The 19,184-nt window shown below is 63.7% G+C and carries 18 protein-coding genes; 10 read left to right on the top strand and 8 right to left on the bottom strand.

Going from position 1 to position 19,184, the window contains the following annotated elements; genetic code table 11:
- Positions 1–57: 57 nt before the first annotated feature.
- The 5 genes from KO516_RS16385 to KO516_RS16405 form a co-directional block, all read right to left on the bottom strand.
- On the bottom strand, positions 58–1,098 hold the full coding sequence (locus KO516_RS16385) for a substrate-binding domain-containing protein (RefSeq protein ID WP_216004856.1): 1,041 nt from the start codon (positions 1,096–1,098) through the stop codon (positions 58–60).
- 284 nt (positions 1,099–1,382) lie between these two features.
- Entirely contained in the window at positions 1,383–2,423 is a 1,041-nt protein-coding gene (locus KO516_RS16390) for a cell wall metabolism sensor histidine kinase WalK (protein ID WP_216004857.1), read from the bottom strand.
- 111 nt (positions 2,424–2,534) lie between these two features.
- Entirely contained in the window at positions 2,535–3,056 is a 522-nt protein-coding gene (locus KO516_RS16395) for a gamma carbonic anhydrase family protein (protein ID WP_216004858.1), read from the bottom strand.
- Positions 3,053–3,694 (bottom strand): guanylate kinase, encoded by a 642-nt coding sequence (gmk, locus tag KO516_RS16400; protein ID WP_216004859.1) that lies wholly within the window; start codon positions 3,692–3,694, stop codon positions 3,053–3,055. Before gmk ends, KO516_RS16395 begins: the two co-directional genes overlap by 4 nt.
- A gap of 5 nt (positions 3,695–3,699) precedes the next feature.
- A complete protein-coding gene (locus KO516_RS16405; protein ID WP_252737643.1) occupies positions 3,700–4,578 on the bottom strand; it encodes a YicC/YloC family endoribonuclease in 879 nt (292 codons plus the stop codon).
- Between the two features lie 287 nt (positions 4,579–4,865).
- Between KO516_RS16405 and KO516_RS16410 the strand changes: the two genes are divergently transcribed.
- Positions 4,866–5,519, top strand: coding sequence for a PAS domain-containing protein (locus KO516_RS16410; RefSeq protein ID WP_252737644.1), 654 nt, complete (start codon positions 4,866–4,868; stop codon positions 5,517–5,519).
- Positions 5,520–5,709: 190 nt separating this feature from the next.
- Here the strand turns inward: KO516_RS16410 and KO516_RS16415 are convergent, their stop codons facing one another.
- Positions 5,710–6,621, bottom strand: a complete 912-nt coding sequence (locus tag KO516_RS16415) for a UTP--glucose-1-phosphate uridylyltransferase (protein WP_371742094.1) — start codon at positions 6,619–6,621, stop codon at positions 5,710–5,712.
- Between the two features lie 442 nt (positions 6,622–7,063).
- Here KO516_RS16415 and KO516_RS16420 point away from each other — a divergent pair, with 442 nt between their 5' ends.
- Genes KO516_RS16420 through ggpS form a run of 3 tightly spaced genes read left to right on the top strand, consistent with a single transcriptional unit; the run spans position 7,064 to position 10,482 of the window.
- Positions 7,064–8,197 carry an NAD(P)H-dependent glycerol-3-phosphate dehydrogenase gene (locus KO516_RS16420; protein WP_216004863.1) on the top strand — a complete coding sequence of 378 codons (1,134 nt, stop codon included), beginning with the start codon at positions 7,064–7,066 and terminating at the stop codon, positions 8,195–8,197.
- Positions 8,194–8,970, top strand: coding sequence for an HAD-IIB family hydrolase (locus tag KO516_RS16425; RefSeq protein ID WP_216004864.1), 777 nt, complete (start codon positions 8,194–8,196; stop codon positions 8,968–8,970). Before KO516_RS16420 ends, KO516_RS16425 begins: the two co-directional genes overlap by 4 nt.
- 3 nt (positions 8,971–8,973) lie before the next feature.
- Positions 8,974–10,482: a glucosylglycerol-phosphate synthase gene (gene ggpS / locus KO516_RS16430; protein WP_216004865.1), complete on the top strand. Its 1,509-nt coding sequence runs from the start codon at positions 8,974–8,976 to the stop codon at positions 10,480–10,482.
- 62 nt (positions 10,483–10,544) lie between these two features.
- Here ggpS and KO516_RS16435 read toward each other — a convergent pair whose 3' ends face one another.
- Together KO516_RS16435 and KO516_RS16440 are read right to left on the bottom strand one after the other, a co-directional pair.
- Positions 10,545–10,982, bottom strand: coding sequence for a DUF4174 domain-containing protein (locus tag KO516_RS16435; protein WP_216004866.1), 438 nt, complete (start codon positions 10,980–10,982; stop codon positions 10,545–10,547).
- Positions 10,983–11,145: 163 nt separating this feature from the next.
- Entirely contained in the window at positions 11,146–12,516 is a 1,371-nt protein-coding gene (locus KO516_RS16440) for a class II 3-deoxy-7-phosphoheptulonate synthase (protein WP_216004867.1), read from the bottom strand.
- 198 nt (positions 12,517–12,714) lie between these two features.
- Between KO516_RS16440 and KO516_RS16445 the strand changes: the two genes are divergently transcribed.
- The 6 genes from KO516_RS16445 to KO516_RS16470 all read left to right on the top strand — a co-directional run bounded on the left by KO516_RS16445 (position 12,715) and on the right by KO516_RS16470 (position 19,126).
- Positions 12,715–13,710: a GlxA family transcriptional regulator gene (locus KO516_RS16445; RefSeq protein WP_216004944.1), complete on the top strand. Its 996-nt coding sequence runs from the start codon at positions 12,715–12,717 to the stop codon at positions 13,708–13,710.
- 97 nt (positions 13,711–13,807) lie between these two features.
- A complete protein-coding gene (locus KO516_RS16450; protein WP_216004868.1) occupies positions 13,808–14,992 on the top strand; it encodes an ABC transporter substrate-binding protein in 1,185 nt (394 codons plus the stop codon).
- Positions 14,993–15,097: 105 nt separating this feature from the next.
- Positions 15,098–15,877, top strand: coding sequence for an ABC transporter ATP-binding protein (locus KO516_RS16455; protein ID WP_216004869.1), 780 nt, complete (start codon positions 15,098–15,100; stop codon positions 15,875–15,877).
- Positions 15,878–15,959: 82 nt separating this feature from the next.
- The gene (locus KO516_RS16460; protein ID WP_216004870.1) at positions 15,960–16,772 is read left to right on the top strand and encodes an ABC transporter ATP-binding protein; all 813 of its coding nucleotides are present in this window, start codon (positions 15,960–15,962) and stop codon (positions 16,770–16,772) included.
- 57 nt (positions 16,773–16,829) lie between these two features.
- Positions 16,830–17,840, top strand: coding sequence for a branched-chain amino acid ABC transporter permease (locus KO516_RS16465; protein WP_216004871.1), 1,011 nt, complete (start codon positions 16,830–16,832; stop codon positions 17,838–17,840).
- Positions 17,837–19,126 (top strand): branched-chain amino acid ABC transporter permease, encoded by a 1,290-nt coding sequence (locus KO516_RS16470; protein WP_216004872.1) that lies wholly within the window; start codon positions 17,837–17,839, stop codon positions 19,124–19,126. The genes KO516_RS16465 and KO516_RS16470 overlap by 4 nt, the downstream gene beginning before the upstream one ends.
- Positions 19,127–19,184 lie beyond the last annotated feature (58 nt).

Below are 19,184 nucleotides of genomic sequence, written 5' to 3' on the forward strand. Positions count from 1 at the left end.
TGGCGAAGCGGGGCGGCGTGCGATACGCCGCCCCGCGCGATCCGACCAGAGGTCAGATTACATGGACGAGCCCATGACCTCTTCTTCCGAGACCATTGCCTGGGTGTCGGCAAGCTCGGGGTCCGACACAAGGCCGTAGGCTGCCAGCGGGCCATCGGGGCCTGCAATCTCGTCCGCCACGAAGAATTCTGCGAATTCCTTCAGGCCGGGGATCACGCCGAAATGGGCCTTCTTGACGTAGAAGAACAGCGGGCGCGACACCGGGTAATCGCCAGCGGCGATGGTTTCGGTGGTCGGCTCGACGCCGGACATGGTCGCAACCTTCAGCTTGTCGGTGTTGTTCTCGTAGAACGCGAGGCCAAACACGCCAATGCCGTTGGTGTTGCTGTCGATGCGGGCGAGGGTCTCGGTGTAATCACCATCGATGTCGACCGATTTGCCGTCGGTGCGCACGGACATGCAGGCGCCTTCGGCGTCGTCTTCGGACATGCCGCCGTCGATCATCGCCTGCATCGCGCCGGTGTCTTCGCAGCCCTGAAGCAGGACCTTTTCCTCGAACACTTCACGGGTGCCGTGCTTGGTGCCGGGGATGAAGGCGGCGATTTCAACGTCGGGAAGGTCGGCGTTGACCTCGGCCCACGAGTTGTAATCGTTGTCGACGATCTCGCCGTCCTTCAGGACCTTGGCGCCGATGGCGTTGAACCAGTCGGCCGGCTCGAAGGCGCTGAAGGCCGGGCCGCTCTTTTGCGAGGCGAAGACGATGCCGTCATAACCGATGCGCACTTCGATGATGTCGGTCACGCCAGCGTCTGCACAGGCTGCGATTTCTTTTTCACGGATTTTGCGCGAGGAGTTGGCGATATCGACGGTGTTCTCGCCGACGCCTTCGCAGAAACGCTTGAGGCCAGCCGAGGAGCCGCCCGATTCGACCACCGGTGTCGGGAAGTCGAAATTCTCGCCGAAAGCTTCCGCAACGATCGAAGCATAGGGCAGAACGGTCGAAGATCCGGCGACCTGAACGTTGTCGCGGGCAGCGGCGGCGGTGGCCGAGACGGCTGCGATTGCCAGCACGGAAGCGGAGAGTTTCACGGATTGCATTGGGATGCTCCTGTCACATGTTTCTGAACCCCGTCCCCGCGGGATCCTCGAGCGCAGCCCTAGGGCCCACGCGCAATGCTTTTGTGACGCTTGTGTAACAGTATCATGACAGTGACCATGGAAAACCGGCGCTCCGTCATACTGGGGTCCCACAGGCCCCGTATTACACCATGAAAACAAGGACTTTGGCGCGATCCTGCCGAGATTCTCCAGCGAGCGGAAACTTTGGATTATCTTTCCCGGCGCGCGGCCTAGGCGGCATGTGTGACGAATCGCGCCGCCGCTCAGGCGGACATCGGCAGCAGGATGCGAAAGGTCATGCCCTTGCCCGGCGCGCTTTCGATCTTCATCCGCCCGCGATGGCGGTTGACGATGTGTTTGACGATGGCAAGGCCAAGGCCGGTGCCGCCCTTTTCGCGCGAACGGTGGGTATCAACACGGTAGAACCGTTCGGTCAGGCGCGGAATATGGATCGGATCGATGCCCTGCCCGGTGTCGGAAATCGTCAGCTCGACGCCATCGGCGCGCAGACGGGGCTGAAACACCGGGCCGGAAAGCGCCACGCTGAGCTGGGTGCCACGCCCGGCATATTTCACCCCGTTCTCGACCAGATTGGTCAGAACCTGACGCAACTGGTCGGCGTCGCCGGGCACCTCAAGATCGTTTTCGGGAAGATCGCAGCTCAGCGTGACATCAGCCTCGCGGGCCAGCGGCGACAGCCCGCCCAGCACCGAGCGGATCAGCTCTGGCAGGTTGACCGGATCGGTCGGGCGCACGCGCTCTTCGGCCTCGACCCGGCTGAGCGAGAGCAGATCGCCCACCAGCCGTTCCATCCGGCCGGCCTCCAGCTCCATGATACCAAGAAAGCGCTCGCGCGCCGCGGCATCGTTGCGCGCCGGGCCGCGCAGGGTTTCGATGAACCCCAGCAGCGCGGTCAATGGCGTGCGCAACTCGTGGCTGACATTGGCGACGAAATCGCGGCGCATCTGGCTGGCCTGTTCCAGATGGGTGATGTCGTGAAAGGTCAGCATCACCCCCGGCGCATCTTCAAGCGTCACCGAGCGGCAGGACACCTCGTAGGTGGCATCGCGCCGCTCGTGCGAGACGAGATAGCGCGTCAGGCGCGGCGCCCCGTCGCGAAAGGTGCCCTCGATGGCATCCAGCAGGATCGGCTGGCGCAGCGCGGTGATGAAATGCCGCCCTTCAAGATCGCTCCCGAGCAGCGCGCCCGCCTCGGCATTGGCGGCGGCGATGCGCTCGTCGCGGCGGATCAGCAGCGCCGGCAGCGGCACCGCGGCGACGATCTGGCGCGAATCCGTTCTCATGCGGGGCGGCTCTGATGCGACATGACTGGCTCTTTGTTGCAAACGGACGGTCAAACCGACCTTGAGGGTCCGGGTGTTTGACCAGTCCGGCGTAACGATTTTATGACAGGCCTAGACCGCTTCCAGCCCGGCGGCGAACCGCTGCGCGTTTTGCTGGTAATGCAGCGCCGACTTGCGCAGCCCCTCGATGGCGGCCTCGTCAAGCTGGCGCACCACCTTGCCCGGCACTCCCATGACAAGACTGCCGTCGGGAATCTCCTTGCCCTCGGTGATCAACGCCCCGGCGCCGATCAGGCAGTTGCGCCCGATCTTCGCGCCGTTGAGGATCGTCGCCCCCATGCCAATCAGACTGTTTTCGCCGATGATACAGCCGTGCAGCATCACCTTGTGCCCGATGGTGCAGCCCGCGCCGATGATCAGCGGATAGCCCATGTCGGTGTGGCACACGACGTTTTCCTGCACGTTCGAACCAGCACCGACGCGGATTTCCTCGTTGTCGCCGCGCAGCGTGCAGCCGAACCAGACCGAGCTGTCCGCCTCGAGCACCACATTGCCGATCAGGTTGGCATCCGGCGCGAGCCATGCACCGCCTGCGATCTGCGGAGCGATCCCGTCAAGTTTGTAAATGGTCATTCATCCCCCTCCTCGAATTCCCGCTGCAAGCCGCGGACATGATCCAGCAGACCGGGCTGCTGGGTGCGCCGCAGCCGCGCTGCGGTCACGATGCTTTTAAGTCGTTCCTCGGTGGCGTCGAGATCCTCGTTCACCAGCACGAAATCATAGCTGCCCCAATGCGAGATCTCGTCCCAGCTTTTCTGCATCCGCCGGTCGATCACCTCGGGGCCATCCTGCCCGCGCGATTCCAGCCGCCGCTTGAGCTCGGCAATCGACGGGGGCAGCAGAAAGATCGACAGCGTGTGCAGCGCCAGTTCGGAATTGGTCATCTGCTGCGCGCCCTGCCAGTCGATGTCGAACAGCACATCCTTGCCGTCGATGATCGCATCGCGCACCGGGCCCTTGGGCGAGCCGTAGAAATTGCCGAAGACATGTGCGTGTTCCAGCATCTCGCCATTGGCCACCGCCTTCTTGAAGGCGGCGTCGGTCATGAAATGGTAATCCTCGCCGTCGACCTCGCCGGGGCGCGGCGGGCGCGTCGTGGCCGACACCGAAAAGATCACCGACGGATCCCAGGCACGCAGGCGTTTGGCCAGCGTCGACTTGCCCGCACCCGAGGGCGAGGACAGGATGATAAGAAGACCACGTCGGTTCATAAGGTTCACTCCACGTTCTGGACCTGCTCGCGCATCTGATCGATGACCGTCTTGAGGTCCAGACCGATCCGCGTCAACGCAGTAGATCCCGATTTGCTGCACAGGGTGTTGGTTTCACGGTTGAACTCCTGCATCAGGAAATCAAGCTTGCGCCCGATCGCGCCCGGCTCTGCCAGCAGCGCACGTGCGGCATCGACATGGGCGCCGAGGCGGTCGAGCTCTTCGGTGACATCGGTCTTCACCGCAATCAGCGCCAGTTCCTGCGCCATGCGGGCTTCGTCGAGCTCATCAGACGCATCCAGCACCCGTGCCAGCGCAGCGCGCAGCCGGTCGCGCTGTTCATCCCGGCGCATGGCAACAACGGCTGAGGCATCCTGCACCAGCGTGTCGATCTGCGACAGCTGCCCGTCGAGCACCGCCGCCAGCGCCGCGCCCTCTGACGCCCGCATCGCGGCGAAGTCTTCCAGCGCGGTTTCGAATTCGGCCAGAAGCAGCGCGCGCAGCGGTGCAATCGCGCGCGCACCCTGCCCCGTCGCCATCACGCCGCGCTGCGCCACGATCTCGGCCGCGCTCGAGGGCACAAGTGCCAGCCCGCGCCGCGCCGCCTCGGCTTCGATCCGCGCCAGAGCATCGAGCGTGCGGGCCAATGCCGCCTCGTCAAGCCGCGCCGCATCGTCCTCGCCGCCGCCGGCAAGGCGCAGCGACACCTGCACATTGCCCCGCGTCAGACGTTTCGCAGCGGCGCTGCGCACCGCCGGCTCAAGCCCATCGATCCAGTCTGGCAGGCGCAAACGCAAATCGAGCCCCTTGCCATTGACGCCGCGCAGCTCCCAAGACCACCGCAGCCCGTCGGAATCGCCCGCTCTGGATGCAAATCCGGTCATTGAATGCCGCATTTTCGCCCTCTTTTGTTTTAACCGAAAGTTTTCCGGAAAATATTGGTTTTTAAGGCCATACTAGCTAGGATTTCGCGGAGCAACTCCCCGTTGAACCGTCGGACGTTAACCTTTCAGCCACAATTGGTGCGAAATTGGGGCGCATTTGAGTTAAGTTCACACTCAAGACGAAGAAGCGGTGGCAAGGTGGAACGGGGGCTCCGACCGCGCTGCGCAGGAAATTCAGGAGTGCGCACATGTTCGGTAAGGGTGATAACGGACAAGGCATTGTGTCGATGACCGATCGAGAAAAGCACAAACGGATGGCGCCGCTGCGCCTTCTGGAAACCTATTGGCAAGGGCTTGCCGGCCTGACCGGCGAGGTGCCCCTGCGCAGCCAGATTGACCCGCGCGGCATCGAAAGCGCGCTGGAATTCGCCTTTCTGGGCGAACGCATCGCGCCCAGCCTTGCCAAGCTGCGCGTGGCGGGCACCCACCTGAACGAGCTGATGGGCATGGAAACCGGCGGGATGCCGCTGTCGGCCCTGTTCACCCCCGCCGCCCGCGACCGTCTGGGCGAGGCGCTGGCACGGGTGTTCTCCGAAGGCGCCATGGTGCGTCTGGACGTCGCCGGTGAGGAAGGCTTTGGCAAAACCGCGCTGGAAGGTCACGTGCTGATCCTGCCGCTGCGCTCGGACATGGGCGATATGACGCGGATGATCGGCATGCTGGTTACCACCGGGCGCATCGGACGCACACCGCGCCGCTTTACCATCACCGCCTGTACGGTCGAGCCAGCGCTGGGGGCCAAGCCGCAGCCAAGCCTGCCGGAGCCCGAAGCCTCTCGCAAGCAGTTGACGGAACTGGCCGAACCTGCTGCCAGCTTCACCCACAAGCCGCGCAGAACCGGCAAGCATCCCTACCTGAGGCTTATCGTGTCGAACGATTGAGCCGACAGATAAAACAGTAGATATCCCAATTGGTTGCGCGGTGACATTCGTCCTTACAGCCCGCGCGATCTGGGCCGAGCCCCCGTATGGAGAATCCGGCGGGGGACTTTTCGTGCGGCTTGCCGCAAAGATGCCGGACATGAAAAAGGCGCAGCCCGAAGGCCGCGCCTAAAATCGCGTTACGGCAGGGTCATTCCGCTGCGAGCGGAAGCGATGCGTGATCCTCGAGGATCGACCGGAACTCGTCGTGGCGGCCTGCAAAGGCAAGCGTTGCGCGCAGCATCCCCGCCTTCGATCCGCAATCAAAGCGCTGACCACTGAAGCGGAAGCCGCACAGACCGACGCGCTCGATGCCCTTGGCGATGGCATCGGTCAGCTGAATCTCGCCGCCAAGCCCCGGGTCCTGCTGGCGCAGATCGTCAAAGATCGACGCATCAAGAATGTAGCGCCCCACAACCGCCTGCAGCGAGGGCGCGGCATCGGCTTCGGGTTTTTCCACCATGCCACGGGCCGTCATGCACTGGCCTTCAACGTCGCCATCAGGGTCGAGCACACCGTAAGCGCTGACCTCGTCGCGGCTGACTTCCATGGTCGCCACCATATGCCCGGCGACGCCGGTCTCATAAGCTTCGATCATTTCACGCAGGCAGCCCTTTTGCCCGACAATCAGGTCATCTGGCAGGATCACCGCAACCGGCCCCGGCAGAACCTCATCCACCGCGCACAGAACCGCGTGACCAAGCCCAAGCGGCGTGGGCTGCATCACGAAATGCGCCTGCTCGGCTACCGGGTCGATGGCATCTTTGCCAAGACGATCGGCAATGCCGTGCTTGCCCTTGGAGCGCAGCGCGTCGCACAGTTCCTCGTCATGATGCACATAGCGTTCGATGGCGCTCTTGGACGGGTGCGACACAAAGATCATGCGTTCGATCCCGGCATCGCGAGCCTCGTCCATCGCGAATTGAAGAAGCGGCTTGTCGAGCACGGGAAGCAGCTCTTTCGGCGTTGCCTTGGTGGCCGGAAGGAAGCGGGTTCCAAGTCCGGCAACCGGGAAGATCGCGGTGCGGACTTTCTGGCTGACCTTGGGGCTGGATGTGTTCACGACGGGCTCTCCTTGTCGATAGGTTGGGCACACTGTCAAACGCACGCTGCATCGCGGCATTTGTGTAAGAGTGTATGCCCTATCAAAATAACGTCAATAAAACGCGTGCCGGTCCGCAAGGTTCCGCGCACAAACCTTTGAAAAGTTGCGACCCACAATCGTGGCAGGCCGCACGCCCACGTTACATCATGCGAAACATGATTGTGGAAAATTGTTGTCTTTCAGCGAATACATTCGTCATTCGCTTATTATTCAGGCAAGCACCCACAGGACTCGCCCAATCCATTTGCCAATGGCGTTCGGGTGGCGGATGCTCGGAAAACCGCAGCGCGCGACTTGGCGCGCGGGAACCAATTCCATAGTGTCGCGTTATCAAATCGAGACAACATGGAGTGAGCCAATCGGCCTGCCGCCTTCGCCCCGAAGGTCACGGCACATTATTATGGACGGACTGAGATTGAACATCCCGCCCGCGCGCGCCAACGGCAACCTGCCCAAACGCGCTGAACCTTATGCCCGTCTTGCCGTTATCGGCATGGGCAGCTGGGGCACCGCCCTGGCAACCGTCGCAGCGACCGCCGGATGCGACACGCGCCTGTGGGGGCGTCGAGAAGCGCTTGCTGACGCCATTCGAACCGCTGGCGAGAACGTCGACCACCTTCCCGGTATCAAGCTGCCCGCAACATTGAAGGCAACTTCGGACCTGTCCGAAGCGCTTGATGGCGCCGAGGCGGTTCTGCTCGTGACGCCATCGCACACCTTGCGAGACGTGGCGCGCGCCATGCGCCCGTGGCTGCCCGAGGGCATTCCGATTGCGCTGTGCTGCAAGGGCATCGAACGTGGCACCGGCTATCTGCTGAGCCATGTGGTCGAAGAAGAGCTGCCCGGTCACCCCGTGGGCGCCATTTCCGGCCCGACCTTTGCCCATGAAACAGCGCTTGGGCATCCCACCGCCGCCACCGTGGCCTTCAACTTCCGTCATCACGATCGCATCGCGCCGGAACGTGCCCCCGCCGCGCGCCTCGCGCTGACCATGCAAACGCAGGCCTTCCGCCCCTATGTGTCCGACGATCTTGTCGGCGTCGAGGTCGGCGGCGCGGTGAAGAATGTCATCGCCATCGCCTGCGGCATGATGACCGGCGCTGGCTTTGCCGAAAACACCCGCGCCGCGCTGATCACCCGCGGCATGGACGAAATGAAGGTTCTGGCAGAAGCCCTTGGCGGAAAAAGAGAAACTGTCACCGGACTGTCAGGCGCTGGCGATCTGACCCTGACCTGCTCGTCGAGCACCTCGCGCAACATGTCGCTGGGCACCCAGCTTGGAAAGGGCATCCCGCGCGCCGAATGCTTTGGTGGCAAGGCCACGGTGGTCGAGGGCGAAGTCAACGCGGTGTCGGTGGTCGATCTGGCCCGCCGGGTCGGGGTCGAAATGCCGATCTGCGAAGCCGTCCACGCCATTCTTTACGAGAGCGCGCCGCTGTCCGAGACCTTTCAGGCGCTCTGGTCCCGCCCGATCGAGGGTGAGCCGCGCGCGCTTGATATCACCCTTCACCCTCACGAAGGAGACCCCGCATGAGCTTTGATCACCCCCACGGCCGCGACATCGCAGGCTGCCGCTTTGTGCTTGCCACCGATCTTGACGGCACCTTTCTTGGCGGCTCCGAACAGGATCGTGCCCGTCTTTACGACTGGATCGAAGCAAACCGGCAGACCATCGGCCTGATCTTCGTCACCGGCCGCGATCCGAAATTCATCGGCGAGCTTTGCGACGGCGGTGTGCCTTGGCCGGAATATGTCGTCGGCGATGTCGGCACCACCATCGCCCGCGTCGAGGATGGCAAGATCCATCCCATCGAACCTCTCGAGGTCGAGATCGCCGAGACATGGGGCAGCGCTGGCGACACCGTGCGCGCCGCGCTGCATGGCCACCCCGGCCTGACCCTGCAGCAGACCGAATTCCGCTACCGCGTCAGCTATGACCTCGATCTCGGCAGCTTCGATGAGAGCGCCCATGCCAAGGTGCAAGAGCTTGGCCACGACGTGCTGGTGTCGGACAACCGGTATTTCGACGTACTGCCGCGCGGCATTTCCAAGGGCCCGTCCTTGCGCCGCCTCGTAACCCACCTTGGGATCGAGGAAAACCGGGTGCTGGCCGCGGGCGACACGCTCAACGATCTGTCGATGCTGCAATGCGGGTTGCGCGCGGTTGCCGTAGGCGGCGCCGAACAGGCGCTGCTCGATCAGGTCGCCGGCCTGCCGCTGGTCCACACCGCCGAGGCGATCGGGGCGGCGGGCATTCTCGAGGCGGTCGACGTCTTCAATCTACACGACCTTCCGGAAGGAGTGTAACCCATGCCCAGCGAACTGGTCATCGTCTACCACCGCCAACCCTACGAAGAAGTCGAAGTTGACGGCACCATCGAGTATCGCGCGAACAAAAGCCCGAACGGCATTGTTCCGACACTGAAAAGTTTCTTCGGCAAAGTCGAGAATGCCGCGTGGGTCGCCTGGAAAGAGGCCGAGGATACCTCGAACCCCGGTTTCGATCGGGTGATCAACATCGAGGACAGTTTCGGCAAATATACCGTGTATCGCCTGCCTCTCACCGGGGCGCAGGTGAAAAGCTTCTATCACGTGACCTCGAAAGAAGCCTTCTGGCCGATCCTTCACGGCTTCAAGGAAAAGTACAACTACGACCCGGTCGACTGGCCGACCTTCAAGGAGGTCAACTGGGCCTTTGCCGAGGCTGCCGCCGCCGAGGCGGCCCCCGGTGCGTCGGTCTGGGTGCATGACTACAACCTGTGGCTGGTGCCCGGCTATCTGCGGCAGATGCGCCCCGATGTGCGGATTTCCTTCTATCATCACACACCCTTCCCAGCAGCCGACATGTTCAACGTGCTGCCGTGGCGCGGCGAGATCATCGACTCGCTGCTGGCCTGCGACGTGGTCGGTTTTCACATCCCGCGCTATGCGTCGAATTTCGTTAGCTGCGTGCGCTCGGTTCATGATGTCGGCAACGTGCCGCGCAGGCCGGTGGAGCCGGACATGATCTCCGAAGGCTCTGCCCTGTCGGATCGCACCGTGCCCACCGAAATACGTACTGAAGAGCGCACTGTGCAACTGGGCGTGACGCCTGTTGGCGTTGATGTCGACTATATCAAGAGGCTCGCGGAATCCGACACCACCGCAAAGCTGGCCGAACGATTCCGCGATGAAATCGGCGAAACCCGGGTGCTGCTGTCTGTCGGGCGGACCGATTACACCAAGGGCGGGGCCGACCAGCTTCTGGCCTTTGAACGCCTGCTCGAACGGCGCCCCGATCTGCGCGGCGTCGTGCGCCTGCTGCATGTGTCGGTGCCTGCCAACCGCGCCATGACGGTTTACGAGCCGATCCAGAAAGAGCTCGAAGAGATCGCGGGCCGGATCAACGGGCGCTTTGGCACCTTCACCTTTCAACCCGTTGCATTGATCAGCCGGGCGGTTCCGTTCGACGAACTGGTGGCGTGGTATCAGGTGGCCGACGTGGCGTGGATCACACCGCTGGCCGACGGGATGAACCTTGTGTGCAAGGAATATGTCGCGGCGCGCACCGACGGTGACGGCGTTGTGGTGCTGTCGGAATTTGCTGGTGCGGCGGTCGAGATGGGGGCCGCGGTGCTCGCCAATCCGTTCTCGACCCGGTCGATGGATTACGCCATCGACATGGCGCTCGACATGCCCGAAGAGGAGCGCCGCGCCCGCATCGCGCTGCTGCGCACGTCGGTTGAAAAGCGCGACACCCAGCACTGGGCTGCGGACCAGCTGGCGCTGTTGTCTCCGGCAGATTTCGGATCGGAGTCGCAGGAATCCGAGATCGCCTGACAGGAGTTTCTTGGGGGCATTTTGGGGGCGGGTCTTTGGGCCCGCCCCTTTGCTTTGGCGCGTCAGTCGGTGATCTCGCGCTGGCGCATCGGCATCCGGTCGATCACCGCAAACAGCGCGTCGGGCGGCAGAACCTCGGTCTGTTCCAGCTTTACGCCGCCATCCTTGCCTACCAGGACCAGCCTGAACCCGCCCGGCTGAAACCCCTGCCGCAGATATGAGGCGGCTTTTGGCTCGGTGTCGCTCAGCACTACGATGTCGCGCTCGGCAAGCGCGGCGCGCGCGGCGTCGAACAGCGCCATCTGGCGCATATAAGTCGGATCGTCGCTTGACGGGGCGAACAGCAGCACCGGTCGGTACTGCCAGCGCATCTCGCCAAGATCGCGCATGTCATGCGGCAACGCGCGAAACAGCTCGCCCTGCCCCCCCGACTGGGTGGCGGCAATCGCCCCCGCAGCAATGGCGACGCCAAGTTTGGTCTTCATCAGGATGCGGCCCATGAGCGGCAGTACCTCCGGCTGAGTGGTTCCTGCAGGTATTACGCAGGGGCAGCGAAAGGGTTCCGCACTGCAATGCTGCCCCGCGAGGTTTCGCGCAGGCACCACAAACGCAAAACGGCGCCCCTGTCGGAGCGCCGCTGGTCTTTGCCCTGAACCGTGGCGGTCAGCCCGCAGCAACCTCGGCCGGGCGCTGGCCCAGCTGGGTCAGCTCTTCGGCCACGAGGAATGCCAGTTCCAGCGATTGCGACGCGTTCAGGCGCGGATCGCAGGCGGTGTGGTAGCGATCGCTCAGGTTCTCGTCGGATACGGCATAGACGCCGCCGGTGCATTCGGTCACGTCCTGACCGGTCATCTCGAAATGCACGCCGCCGGGAATGGTGCTGTGATCCTTGTGCACCGCAAAAAACTCGCGCACTTCGGACAGCACCTTGTCAAACGGCCGGGTCTTGTAGCCCGAGGCCGATTTGACGGTGTTGCCATGCATCGGATCGCAGACCCACAGCACGTTGGCACCTTCACTGCGCACCGTCTCGATCAGGCGCGGCAGATGTTCGGCCACCTTGCCAGCGCCAAAGCGGGTGATCAGCGTCAGCCGGCCCGGATCGTTCAGCGGGTTGAGCTTGGCCATCAGCACCTTGAGGTCTTCGGGCGTCATCGAGGGGCCGCATTTCAGGCCGATCGGGTTCATCACGCCGCGGGCGAATTCCACATGCGCGCCGTCCGGCTGCCGGGTGCGATCGCCGATCCAGATCATGTGGCCCGAGCCAGCCAGCCACTTGCCGGAAGTGGAGTCGACGCGGGTCAGCGCCTCTTCGTATTCCAGCAGCAGCGATTCATGGCTGGTGTAGAAGTTCACCTGATGCAGCGCCGCCGAGCGGTGGCTGTCGATGCCAGCCGCCCGCATGAAATCAAGCGTGTCGCCGATGCGGGTGGCCATCTCGCGGTAGCGCGCGGCCTTCTCGCCTTCGGTGAACCCAAGGGTCCACTGGTGCACCTGATGCACATCGGCATAGCCGCCGGTGCTGAAGGCGCGGATCAGGTTCAGCGTCGCCGCCGCCTGTGTGTAGGCCTGAAGCATCTTCTGCGGATCGGGCCGGCGCGCCTCAGCGGTGAAGGCCAGCTCGTTGATGATGTCACCGCGGAAGCTGGGCAGCTCGACGCCGTCGACGGTTTCGGTGGGCGCCGAGCGCGGCTTGGCGAATTGCCCCGCCATGCGGCCAACCTTGACCACCGGCACCTTGGCGCCAAAGGTCAGCACCATCGCCATCTGCAGCATCACCTTGAACGTGTCGCGGATCGCGGTGCCGGTGAACTGGTCGAAGGCCTCGGCGCAATCGCCGCCCTGCAACACGAACGCCTCGCCGCGCGACGCCTTGCCAAGCTCGGCCCGCAGCTTGCGCGCCTCACCCGCAAACACCAGCGGCGGATACTTCGACAGCTGCGCCTCGACACGCTCCAGCGCCTCCTGATCCTGATAATCAGGCATCTGGATGCGGGGCTTGGTTCTCCAGCTGGATTTGTCCCACTCGCTCATGGCTTCTCTCCCGTTCGGTCTCCGTTAGCGAAAACGTGCAGCGCCTATAGCGAATGTGCCGGGGCAAAGCCATAGCAAATGACGCGCATGGCTTGACGCCCCAGTCCTTGTCTGAACATCTGGACCAGACCGACGAGCGCCCATTCCGCAACAGCGCGTCGGAACACCATGATATATCGACAGGAAAACGAGGTCGGGATGGCGCAATCGCAGGCCGACGCAAGGCCAGAGGCATCGGACCGGACGCGCCGTTTCATCTTTGTGCTGCTGCCAGAGTTCACCTTGCTGAGCTTTTCCGCCGCGCTCGAGGCGCTGCGCCTTGCCAACCGCATGAGCGGCAAACCGCTCTACGAGTGGCGCATCGTCGGCGATGGCGGCGGCATGGTGCGCTGTTCGGCGGGCACGGTGTTCGAGCTTGACGGCGATCTGCCAGAGGTAAGCCGCGCCGATACGGTGATGCTCTGCGGCGGCATCGACATCGTATCGGCGACAACGAAACGCCTGCTGAACTGGCTGCGGCGCGAGGCGCGCAAGGGGCCGGTGGTGGGCGGGCTGTGCACAGCTAGCTGGGCGCTGGCCGAGGCCGGGCTGATGGACGGCAAGCGCGCCACCATCCACTGGGAAAACCACGACGGTTTCGAAGAAGAATTCCCCGAGGTGAGTCTGACCAAGTCGGTCTTTGTGATCGATGGTAACCGGATGTCGACCGCCGGGGGCATCTCGTCGATTGATCTGATGCTGAAGCTGGTCGCGGATCAGCATGGCGAGGATCTGGCCAATGCGGTTGCCGACCAGTTGATCTATTCCGCCATCCGCACCGACCGCGACACCCAGCGCCTATCGACCCCGACCCGCATCGGGGTGCGCCACCCCAAACTGGGCGAGGTCATCAAGAAGATGGAAGCCGCCATCGAAGAGCCGATCTCGCCGGCGCTTTTGGCGGGTCAGGTCGGCATGTCGACGCGCCAGCTGGAACGGCTGTTCCGGCGCTATCTCGACCGCTCGCCCAAGCGCTACTACATGGAACTGCGCCTGCAAAAGGCGCGCAACCTGTTGATGCAGACCGATATGAGCGTGATCAATGTCGCGCTGGCCTGCGGCTTTGCCAGCCCGTCGCATTTTTCCAAATGCTACCGCGCGCAATACGCGACCACCCCCTATCGCGAGCGCGGCAGCAGCTCGGCCAAGGAGTGATCGGGGGCTGATCGGGCCTCTTCACATTCAGCAAACCGAAAGCTAGGATTCGCTTTGCAATCGAGATCCAACAGGATCCAGCAAGGGAGAGTCTTCCATGAAAAAGTGGCTTCTGGCATCTGCCGCATCACTGCTCGCAACCGGGGCTGTGCAAGCGGAAGACGCCAAGATCGGCGTCATCGTCGGGTTCACCGGCCCCATCGAGTCCCTGGCACCGGCGATGGCCGCAAGCGCCGAGCTGGCGCTGAGCGAAGTCAATGACAGCGGCGAGTTCCTTGAGGGCGTGACCCTTGTGCCCGTTCGGGCCGACAGCACCTGCATCGACGCCGCCGCCGCGACCGCCGCGGCCGAGCGTCTGGTGACCACCGATGGCGTGGTGGCGATTATGGGCGCCGATTGCTCGGGCGTGACCGGCGCGGTCCTGAGCAATGTGGCGATGCCCAACGGCGTGCCGATGGTTTCGCCGTCGGCGACCTCTCCGGCGCTGTCGAGCGTCGAAGACAACGGGTTGTTCTTTCGCACCGCGCCGTCGGATGCGCGGCAGGGCGAGGTTCTCGCCGACATCCTGACCGAGCGCGGCATCACCTCGGTTGCTGTGACCTACACCAACAACGATTACGGCAAGGGCTTCGCCGACAGTTTCGACGCAGCGTTTCAGGCAGTGGGCGGGTCGATCACCCTCACCGCGCCGCATGAGGATGGCAAGGGCGATTACAGCGCCGAAATCGGCGCGCTGGCCTCGGCTGGCGGCGAGGTACTGGTGGTGCTGGGCTATTCAGACGCGGGCGGCAAGGGCATCATTCAGGCGGCACTGGACAGCGGGGCGTTCGACACTTTTGCCATGGGTGACGGAATGTATTCCGACGCGCTTCTGGCCGATCTGGGCAATGACATCGACGGCAGCTTTGGCTCGATTCCATGGGCAGAGGGCGATGGCGCAACGGCGTTTTCCGAGCTGGCAACGGCTGCGGGCGTGACCGCCGAAAGCTCGTATACCCGCGAAAGCTATGACGCGGCGGCGCTGATTGCGCTGGCAATGATGAAGGGCGGCGAGCCGTCTTCGGCGGCGGTTGCAGCCAATCTGCTGGATGTGGCGAATGCGCCCGGTGAGCCGATCCTGCCCGGCGAACTTGGCAAGGCGATGGAGATCATCGCGGACGGCGGCGAGGTGGATTACGTTGGCGCGACCAATGTCGAGCTGGTCGGCGCCGGCGAAGCGGCGGGCAGCTATCGGTATTACGAGATCAAGGACGGGGCGTTTTCGACCGTTTCGTTCAAGTGATGCCACAGGCGCAATGACATGAAGCCCGGCCCGGAGCGAGAGGCTCCGGGCTGGTGCCATGATCGCAGACAGGCGCCGACAAGAGCGCCGTTGGGGAGTAACGTATTGATCCGGGTCGAGACCCTGCACCGCCATTTCGGCGGTTTTCGTGCCGTAGACGGCGCATCGCTCGAGATTGCCAAAGGGGCGATCACCGGGCTGGTGGGGCCGAACGGCGCCGGAAAATCCACGCTGTTCAACGTCATCGCAGGCGCGCTGCCGCCAACCTCGGGGCGGGTGTTCATGGACGGCGAGGACATCACCGGCCTGCCGCCGCACGAGCTGTTTCACAAGGGGCTGCTGCGCACCTTTCAGATCGCGCACGAATTTTCCTCGATGAGCTGCCGCGAGAACCTGATGATGGTGCCCGGCAATCAGGCTGGCGAAACGCTGTGGAACGCGTGGTTCGGGCGCGGGCGGATCGCGCAGGAAGAGGCCGCCCTGTTGAAGAAAGCCGATGAGGTGCTTGAGTTCCTGACGATCTCGCATCTGAAGGACGAGAAGGCCGGCAATCTGTCGGGCGGGCAGAAAAAGCTGCTCGAGCTGGGTCGGACCATGATGGTGGACGCCAAAATCGTGTTTCTGGACGAGGTCGGTGCCGGGGTGAACCGCACGCTGCTGATGACCATCGCCGACACTATTTTACGGCTGAACCGCGAGCGCGGCTATACGTTCTGCGTCATCGAGCATGACATGGATTTCATTGGCAAGATCTGTGGACCGGTGATCGTGATGGCCGAAGGGCGCAAGCTGGCTGAGGGCAGCATTGACGAGATCAAGGCCAATGAGGCGGTGGTCGAGGCGTATCTTGGCACGGGGCTCAAGAACAGGGAGGCGCTGGCGTGAGTGGCAATGTCGGAGGGGGCGCTGCCCCCGCCCTTCGGGCCCCCCGGGATATTTTGGGCCAGAAGAAACCAGGGCGCGGCGCATGAGCTTTGATGATCGGGGCAACCGGGATCTGTCGATCGGCAATCCTGCGGGGATGGGCGAGGCGCGCCCGGTGCGGGGCGGCCACGAGCGGGCGGCGCTAGGCGGGCCGTTTCTGATCGGCGAGGCGATGACCGGCGGCTACGGGCGCGGCGCGGATATTCTGCATGGCTGCACCATCGCGGTCGAGCGCGGGGAGATCGCGGTCATTGTCGGGCCCAATGGTGCGGGCAAGTCGACCGCGATGAAGGCGGTGTTCGGAATGCTGAACCTGCGCGGCGGCTCGGTTCGGCTGGATGGCGAGGATATCACCGCGCTGAGCCCGCAGGCGCGGGTGCGCAAGGGCATGGGGTTCGTGCCGCAGACCCACAACATCTTTGCCTCGCTCAGCGTCGAGGAGAACCTTGAGATGGGCGCGTTCATCCGCAAAGACGATTTCCGCGACACGCTGGAACAGGTGTACGAGCTGTTCCCGATTCTTCGTGACAAACGGCGGCAGGCAGCGGGCGAGCTGTCCGGCGGGCAACGCCAGCAGGTAGCCGTTGGGCGGGCGCTGATGACCCAGCCCAAGGTGCTGATGCTGGACGAGCCGACCGCCGGTGTGTCGCCCATCGTGATGGATGAGCTGTTTGACCGGATCATCGAGGTGGCCCGCAGCGGGCTGCCGGTGCTGATGGTGGAGCAGAACGCCCGACAGGCGCTGGAAATCGCGGACAAGGGCTATGTTCTGGTGCAGGGGGCGAATGCCCACACCGGCACCGGGCGCGAATTACTGGACGATCCGCAGGTGCGGCGCAGTTTCCTTGGTGGTTGAACAGGTGTGTGGTTTGGCAAGGTTGACCGGCCCGGTTGGGCCTGAAGGGGGTAGCGGATGGATCTGCTGAATGCGCTGGTCGCGCTGGCGAATTTCGTGCTGATCCCGGCGCTGGCCTATGGCAGCCAGCTGGCGCTTGGCGCGCTTGGGGTGACGCTGATCTATGCGATCCTGCGGTTTTCCAATTTTGCCCATGGCGACACCATGGCGATTGGCACCATGGTGACGATCTTTGTGACATGGGGGCTGCAAGCGCTGGGGATCGGCCTTGGGCCGCTGCCGACCGCCTTGTTGGCGATCCCGTTCGGCATCCTCGGCGCGGCGGCACTGCTGCTGCTGACCGACCGGATGGTCTATCGTTTCTACCGCGCGCAGAAGGCCAAGCCGGTGATCCTTGTGATCGTGTCTATGGGGGTGATGTTCGTCTACAACGGTATCACGCGATTCATCATCGGGCCGGATGACCAGAGCTTTGCCGATGGCGAGCGGTTCCTGATCTCGGCGCGCGATTTCAAGGCGTGGTCGGGGCTGGACGAGGGGCTGGCGCTGAAATCGACGCAGGCGATCACCGTGGTGGTGGCCGTGCTGGTGGTGGCGCTGCTGTTCTGGTTTCTCAACCACACCCGCACCGGCAAGTCGATGCGCGCCTATTCCGACAACGAGGAACTGGCGCTGCTGTCGGGCATCAACCCCGAAACCGTGGTGCGGGTGACATGGGTCATCGTCGCGGCGCTGGCGGTGGTGGCCGGCACGCTTTACGGGCTGGACAAGAGCTATAAGCCCTTCACCTATTTCCAATTGCTGCTGCCAATCTTTGCCAGCGCCATCGTGGGCGGCATCGGATCGCCCGTCGGGGCCATCGCTGGCGGCTTCGTCATCGCCTTTTCCGAGGTGCTGTTCACCTATGCATGGAAGAAGGTGCTGGGCTATCTGCTGCCCGCCTCGCTTGCGCCGGACGGGCTCGTGCAACTGATGGGCACCGATTACAAATTCGCGGTCAGCTTTGTCATCCTGATCATCGTGCTGCTGTTCCGGCCGACCGGCCTGTTCCGGGGGAAATCCATATGAGAGCGCTTGGCCTGTTTGCGCTGGTGGCGGCGCTGATCCTTGGCACCGGGGTGCTGCAAAGCTGGAATTCGGCGCTGATCATCCTCAACATGGGGCTGGTGAGCGCGATCATGTCGCTGGGGGTCAACCTGCAGTGGGGCCTCGCGGGGCTGTTCAACGTCGGGGTCATGGGCTTTGTAGCGCTGGGCGGGCTGGCGGTGGTGCTGACCTCGGTGGCGCCGGTGCCAGCTGCCTGGGCGGCGGGCGGCGGGCGGGCCATCGCCGCGCTGATCCTTGGCGCGGCGGTGATCACGCTGGCGGCGCTGGCGTGGCGCGGGCTGGCGCATCGGCGGCGCGGGCTTGCGGTTGCGGCGATCCTCCTTGTCGGGCTGGTGGCGTTTCGCTGGGTGCTCGACCCGGCGACAGCGGCGATCGAGTCGGTCGATCCTGCCGCAACCGGTTATCTTGGCGGGCTGGGCCTGCCGGTGTTGCTGGCATGGCCGGTGGGTGGGCTGCTGGCGGCGGGCGTGGCATGGATGATCGGCAAGACGGCGCTGGGGCTGCGATCCGATTATCTGGCCATCGCGACGCTTGGCATTGCCGAGATCATCATCGCCGTGCTCAAGAACGAGGACTGGCTGGCGCGCGGCGTCAAGAACGTGATCGGCCTGCCCCGGCCCCTGCCTTATGAGATCGACCTGCAACAGACCCCCGGCTTTGCCGAGCGCGCCGCCGGGATGGGGCTGGATGTCACCACCGCCTCGACGCTTTATGTCAAGGTCGGCTATTCGCTGCTGTTCGCCGCCGTGCTGGTCGCGGTGCTGGTGCTGGCGCAGCTGGCGCTGAAATCGCCTTGGGGGCGAATGATGCGCGCCATTCGCGACAACGAGGAAGCCGCCGAGGCCATGGGCAAGGATGTCACCGCCCGCCATCTTCAGGTGTTCATCCTTGGCAGCGTGCTGTGCGGGATCGCTGGCGCCATGATGACCACGCTGGACGGGCAGCTGACGCCGTCAAGCTACCAGCCGCTGCGCTATACCTTTCTGATCTGGGTGATGGTGATTGTCGGCGGCTCGGGCAACAACCTTGGGGCGGTGCTCGGCGGCTTTCTGATCTGGTTTCTCTGGGTGCAGGTCGAACCGATGGGCCAGTGGCTGATGGGCCTACTCACCGCTGGCATGGCGGATGACTCCGCGATCAGAAATCACCTGCTGGACTCGGTTCAGCACATGCGCCTGCTCACCATGGGGGTGATCCTGCTGCTGGTGCTCAGGTTCGCGCCAAGGGGTCTGCTGCCGGAAAAATGAGCGCATTGTGTTCTGTATCGGCGCCTCTCGTTATGGTAGAATCTGCGCACGTGCAGAC

Origin of the sequence: Citreicella sp. C3M06, from assembly GCF_018860705.1 — a bacterium.
Taxonomy (GTDB): Bacteria; Pseudomonadota; Alphaproteobacteria; order Rhodobacterales; family Rhodobacteraceae; genus Salipiger.

Coding starts and splice junctions, on each gene's coding strand:
- KO516_RS16385 (WP_216004856.1), bottom strand. CDS start 1,098: ATGCAATCCGTGAAACTCTCCGCTTCCGTGCTGGCAATCGCAGCCGTC.
- KO516_RS16390 (WP_216004857.1), bottom strand. CDS start 2,423: ATGAGAACGGATTCGCGCCAGATCGTCGCCGCGGTGCCGCTGCCGGCG.
- KO516_RS16395 (WP_216004858.1), bottom strand. CDS start 3,056: ATGACCATTTACAAACTTGACGGGATCGCTCCGCAGATCGCAGGCGGT.
- gmk (WP_216004859.1), bottom strand. CDS start 3,694: ATGAACCGACGTGGTCTTCTTATCATCCTGTCCTCGCCCTCGGGTGCG.
- KO516_RS16405 (WP_252737643.1), bottom strand. CDS start 4,578: ATGACCGGATTTGCATCCAGAGCGGGCGATTCCGACGGGCTGCGGTGG.
- KO516_RS16410 (WP_252737644.1), top strand. CDS start 4,866: ATGACCGATCGAGAAAAGCACAAACGGATGGCGCCGCTGCGCCTTCTG.
- KO516_RS16420 (WP_216004863.1), top strand. CDS start 7,064: ATGGACGGACTGAGATTGAACATCCCGCCCGCGCGCGCCAACGGCAAC.
- KO516_RS16425 (WP_216004864.1), top strand. CDS start 8,194: ATGAGCTTTGATCACCCCCACGGCCGCGACATCGCAGGCTGCCGCTTT.
- ggpS (WP_216004865.1), top strand. CDS start 8,974: ATGCCCAGCGAACTGGTCATCGTCTACCACCGCCAACCCTACGAAGAA.
- KO516_RS16435 (WP_216004866.1), bottom strand. CDS start 10,982: ATGGGCCGCATCCTGATGAAGACCAAACTTGGCGTCGCCATTGCTGCG.
- KO516_RS16440 (WP_216004867.1), bottom strand. CDS start 12,516: ATGAGCGAGTGGGACAAATCCAGCTGGAGAACCAAGCCCCGCATCCAG.
- KO516_RS16445 (WP_216004944.1), top strand. CDS start 12,715: ATGGCGCAATCGCAGGCCGACGCAAGGCCAGAGGCATCGGACCGGACG.
- KO516_RS16450 (WP_216004868.1), top strand. CDS start 13,808: ATGAAAAAGTGGCTTCTGGCATCTGCCGCATCACTGCTCGCAACCGGG.
- KO516_RS16460 (WP_216004870.1), top strand. CDS start 15,960: ATGAGCTTTGATGATCGGGGCAACCGGGATCTGTCGATCGGCAATCCT.
- KO516_RS16465 (WP_216004871.1), top strand. CDS start 16,830: ATGGATCTGCTGAATGCGCTGGTCGCGCTGGCGAATTTCGTGCTGATC.
- KO516_RS16470 (WP_216004872.1), top strand. CDS start 17,837: ATGAGAGCGCTTGGCCTGTTTGCGCTGGTGGCGGCGCTGATCCTTGGC.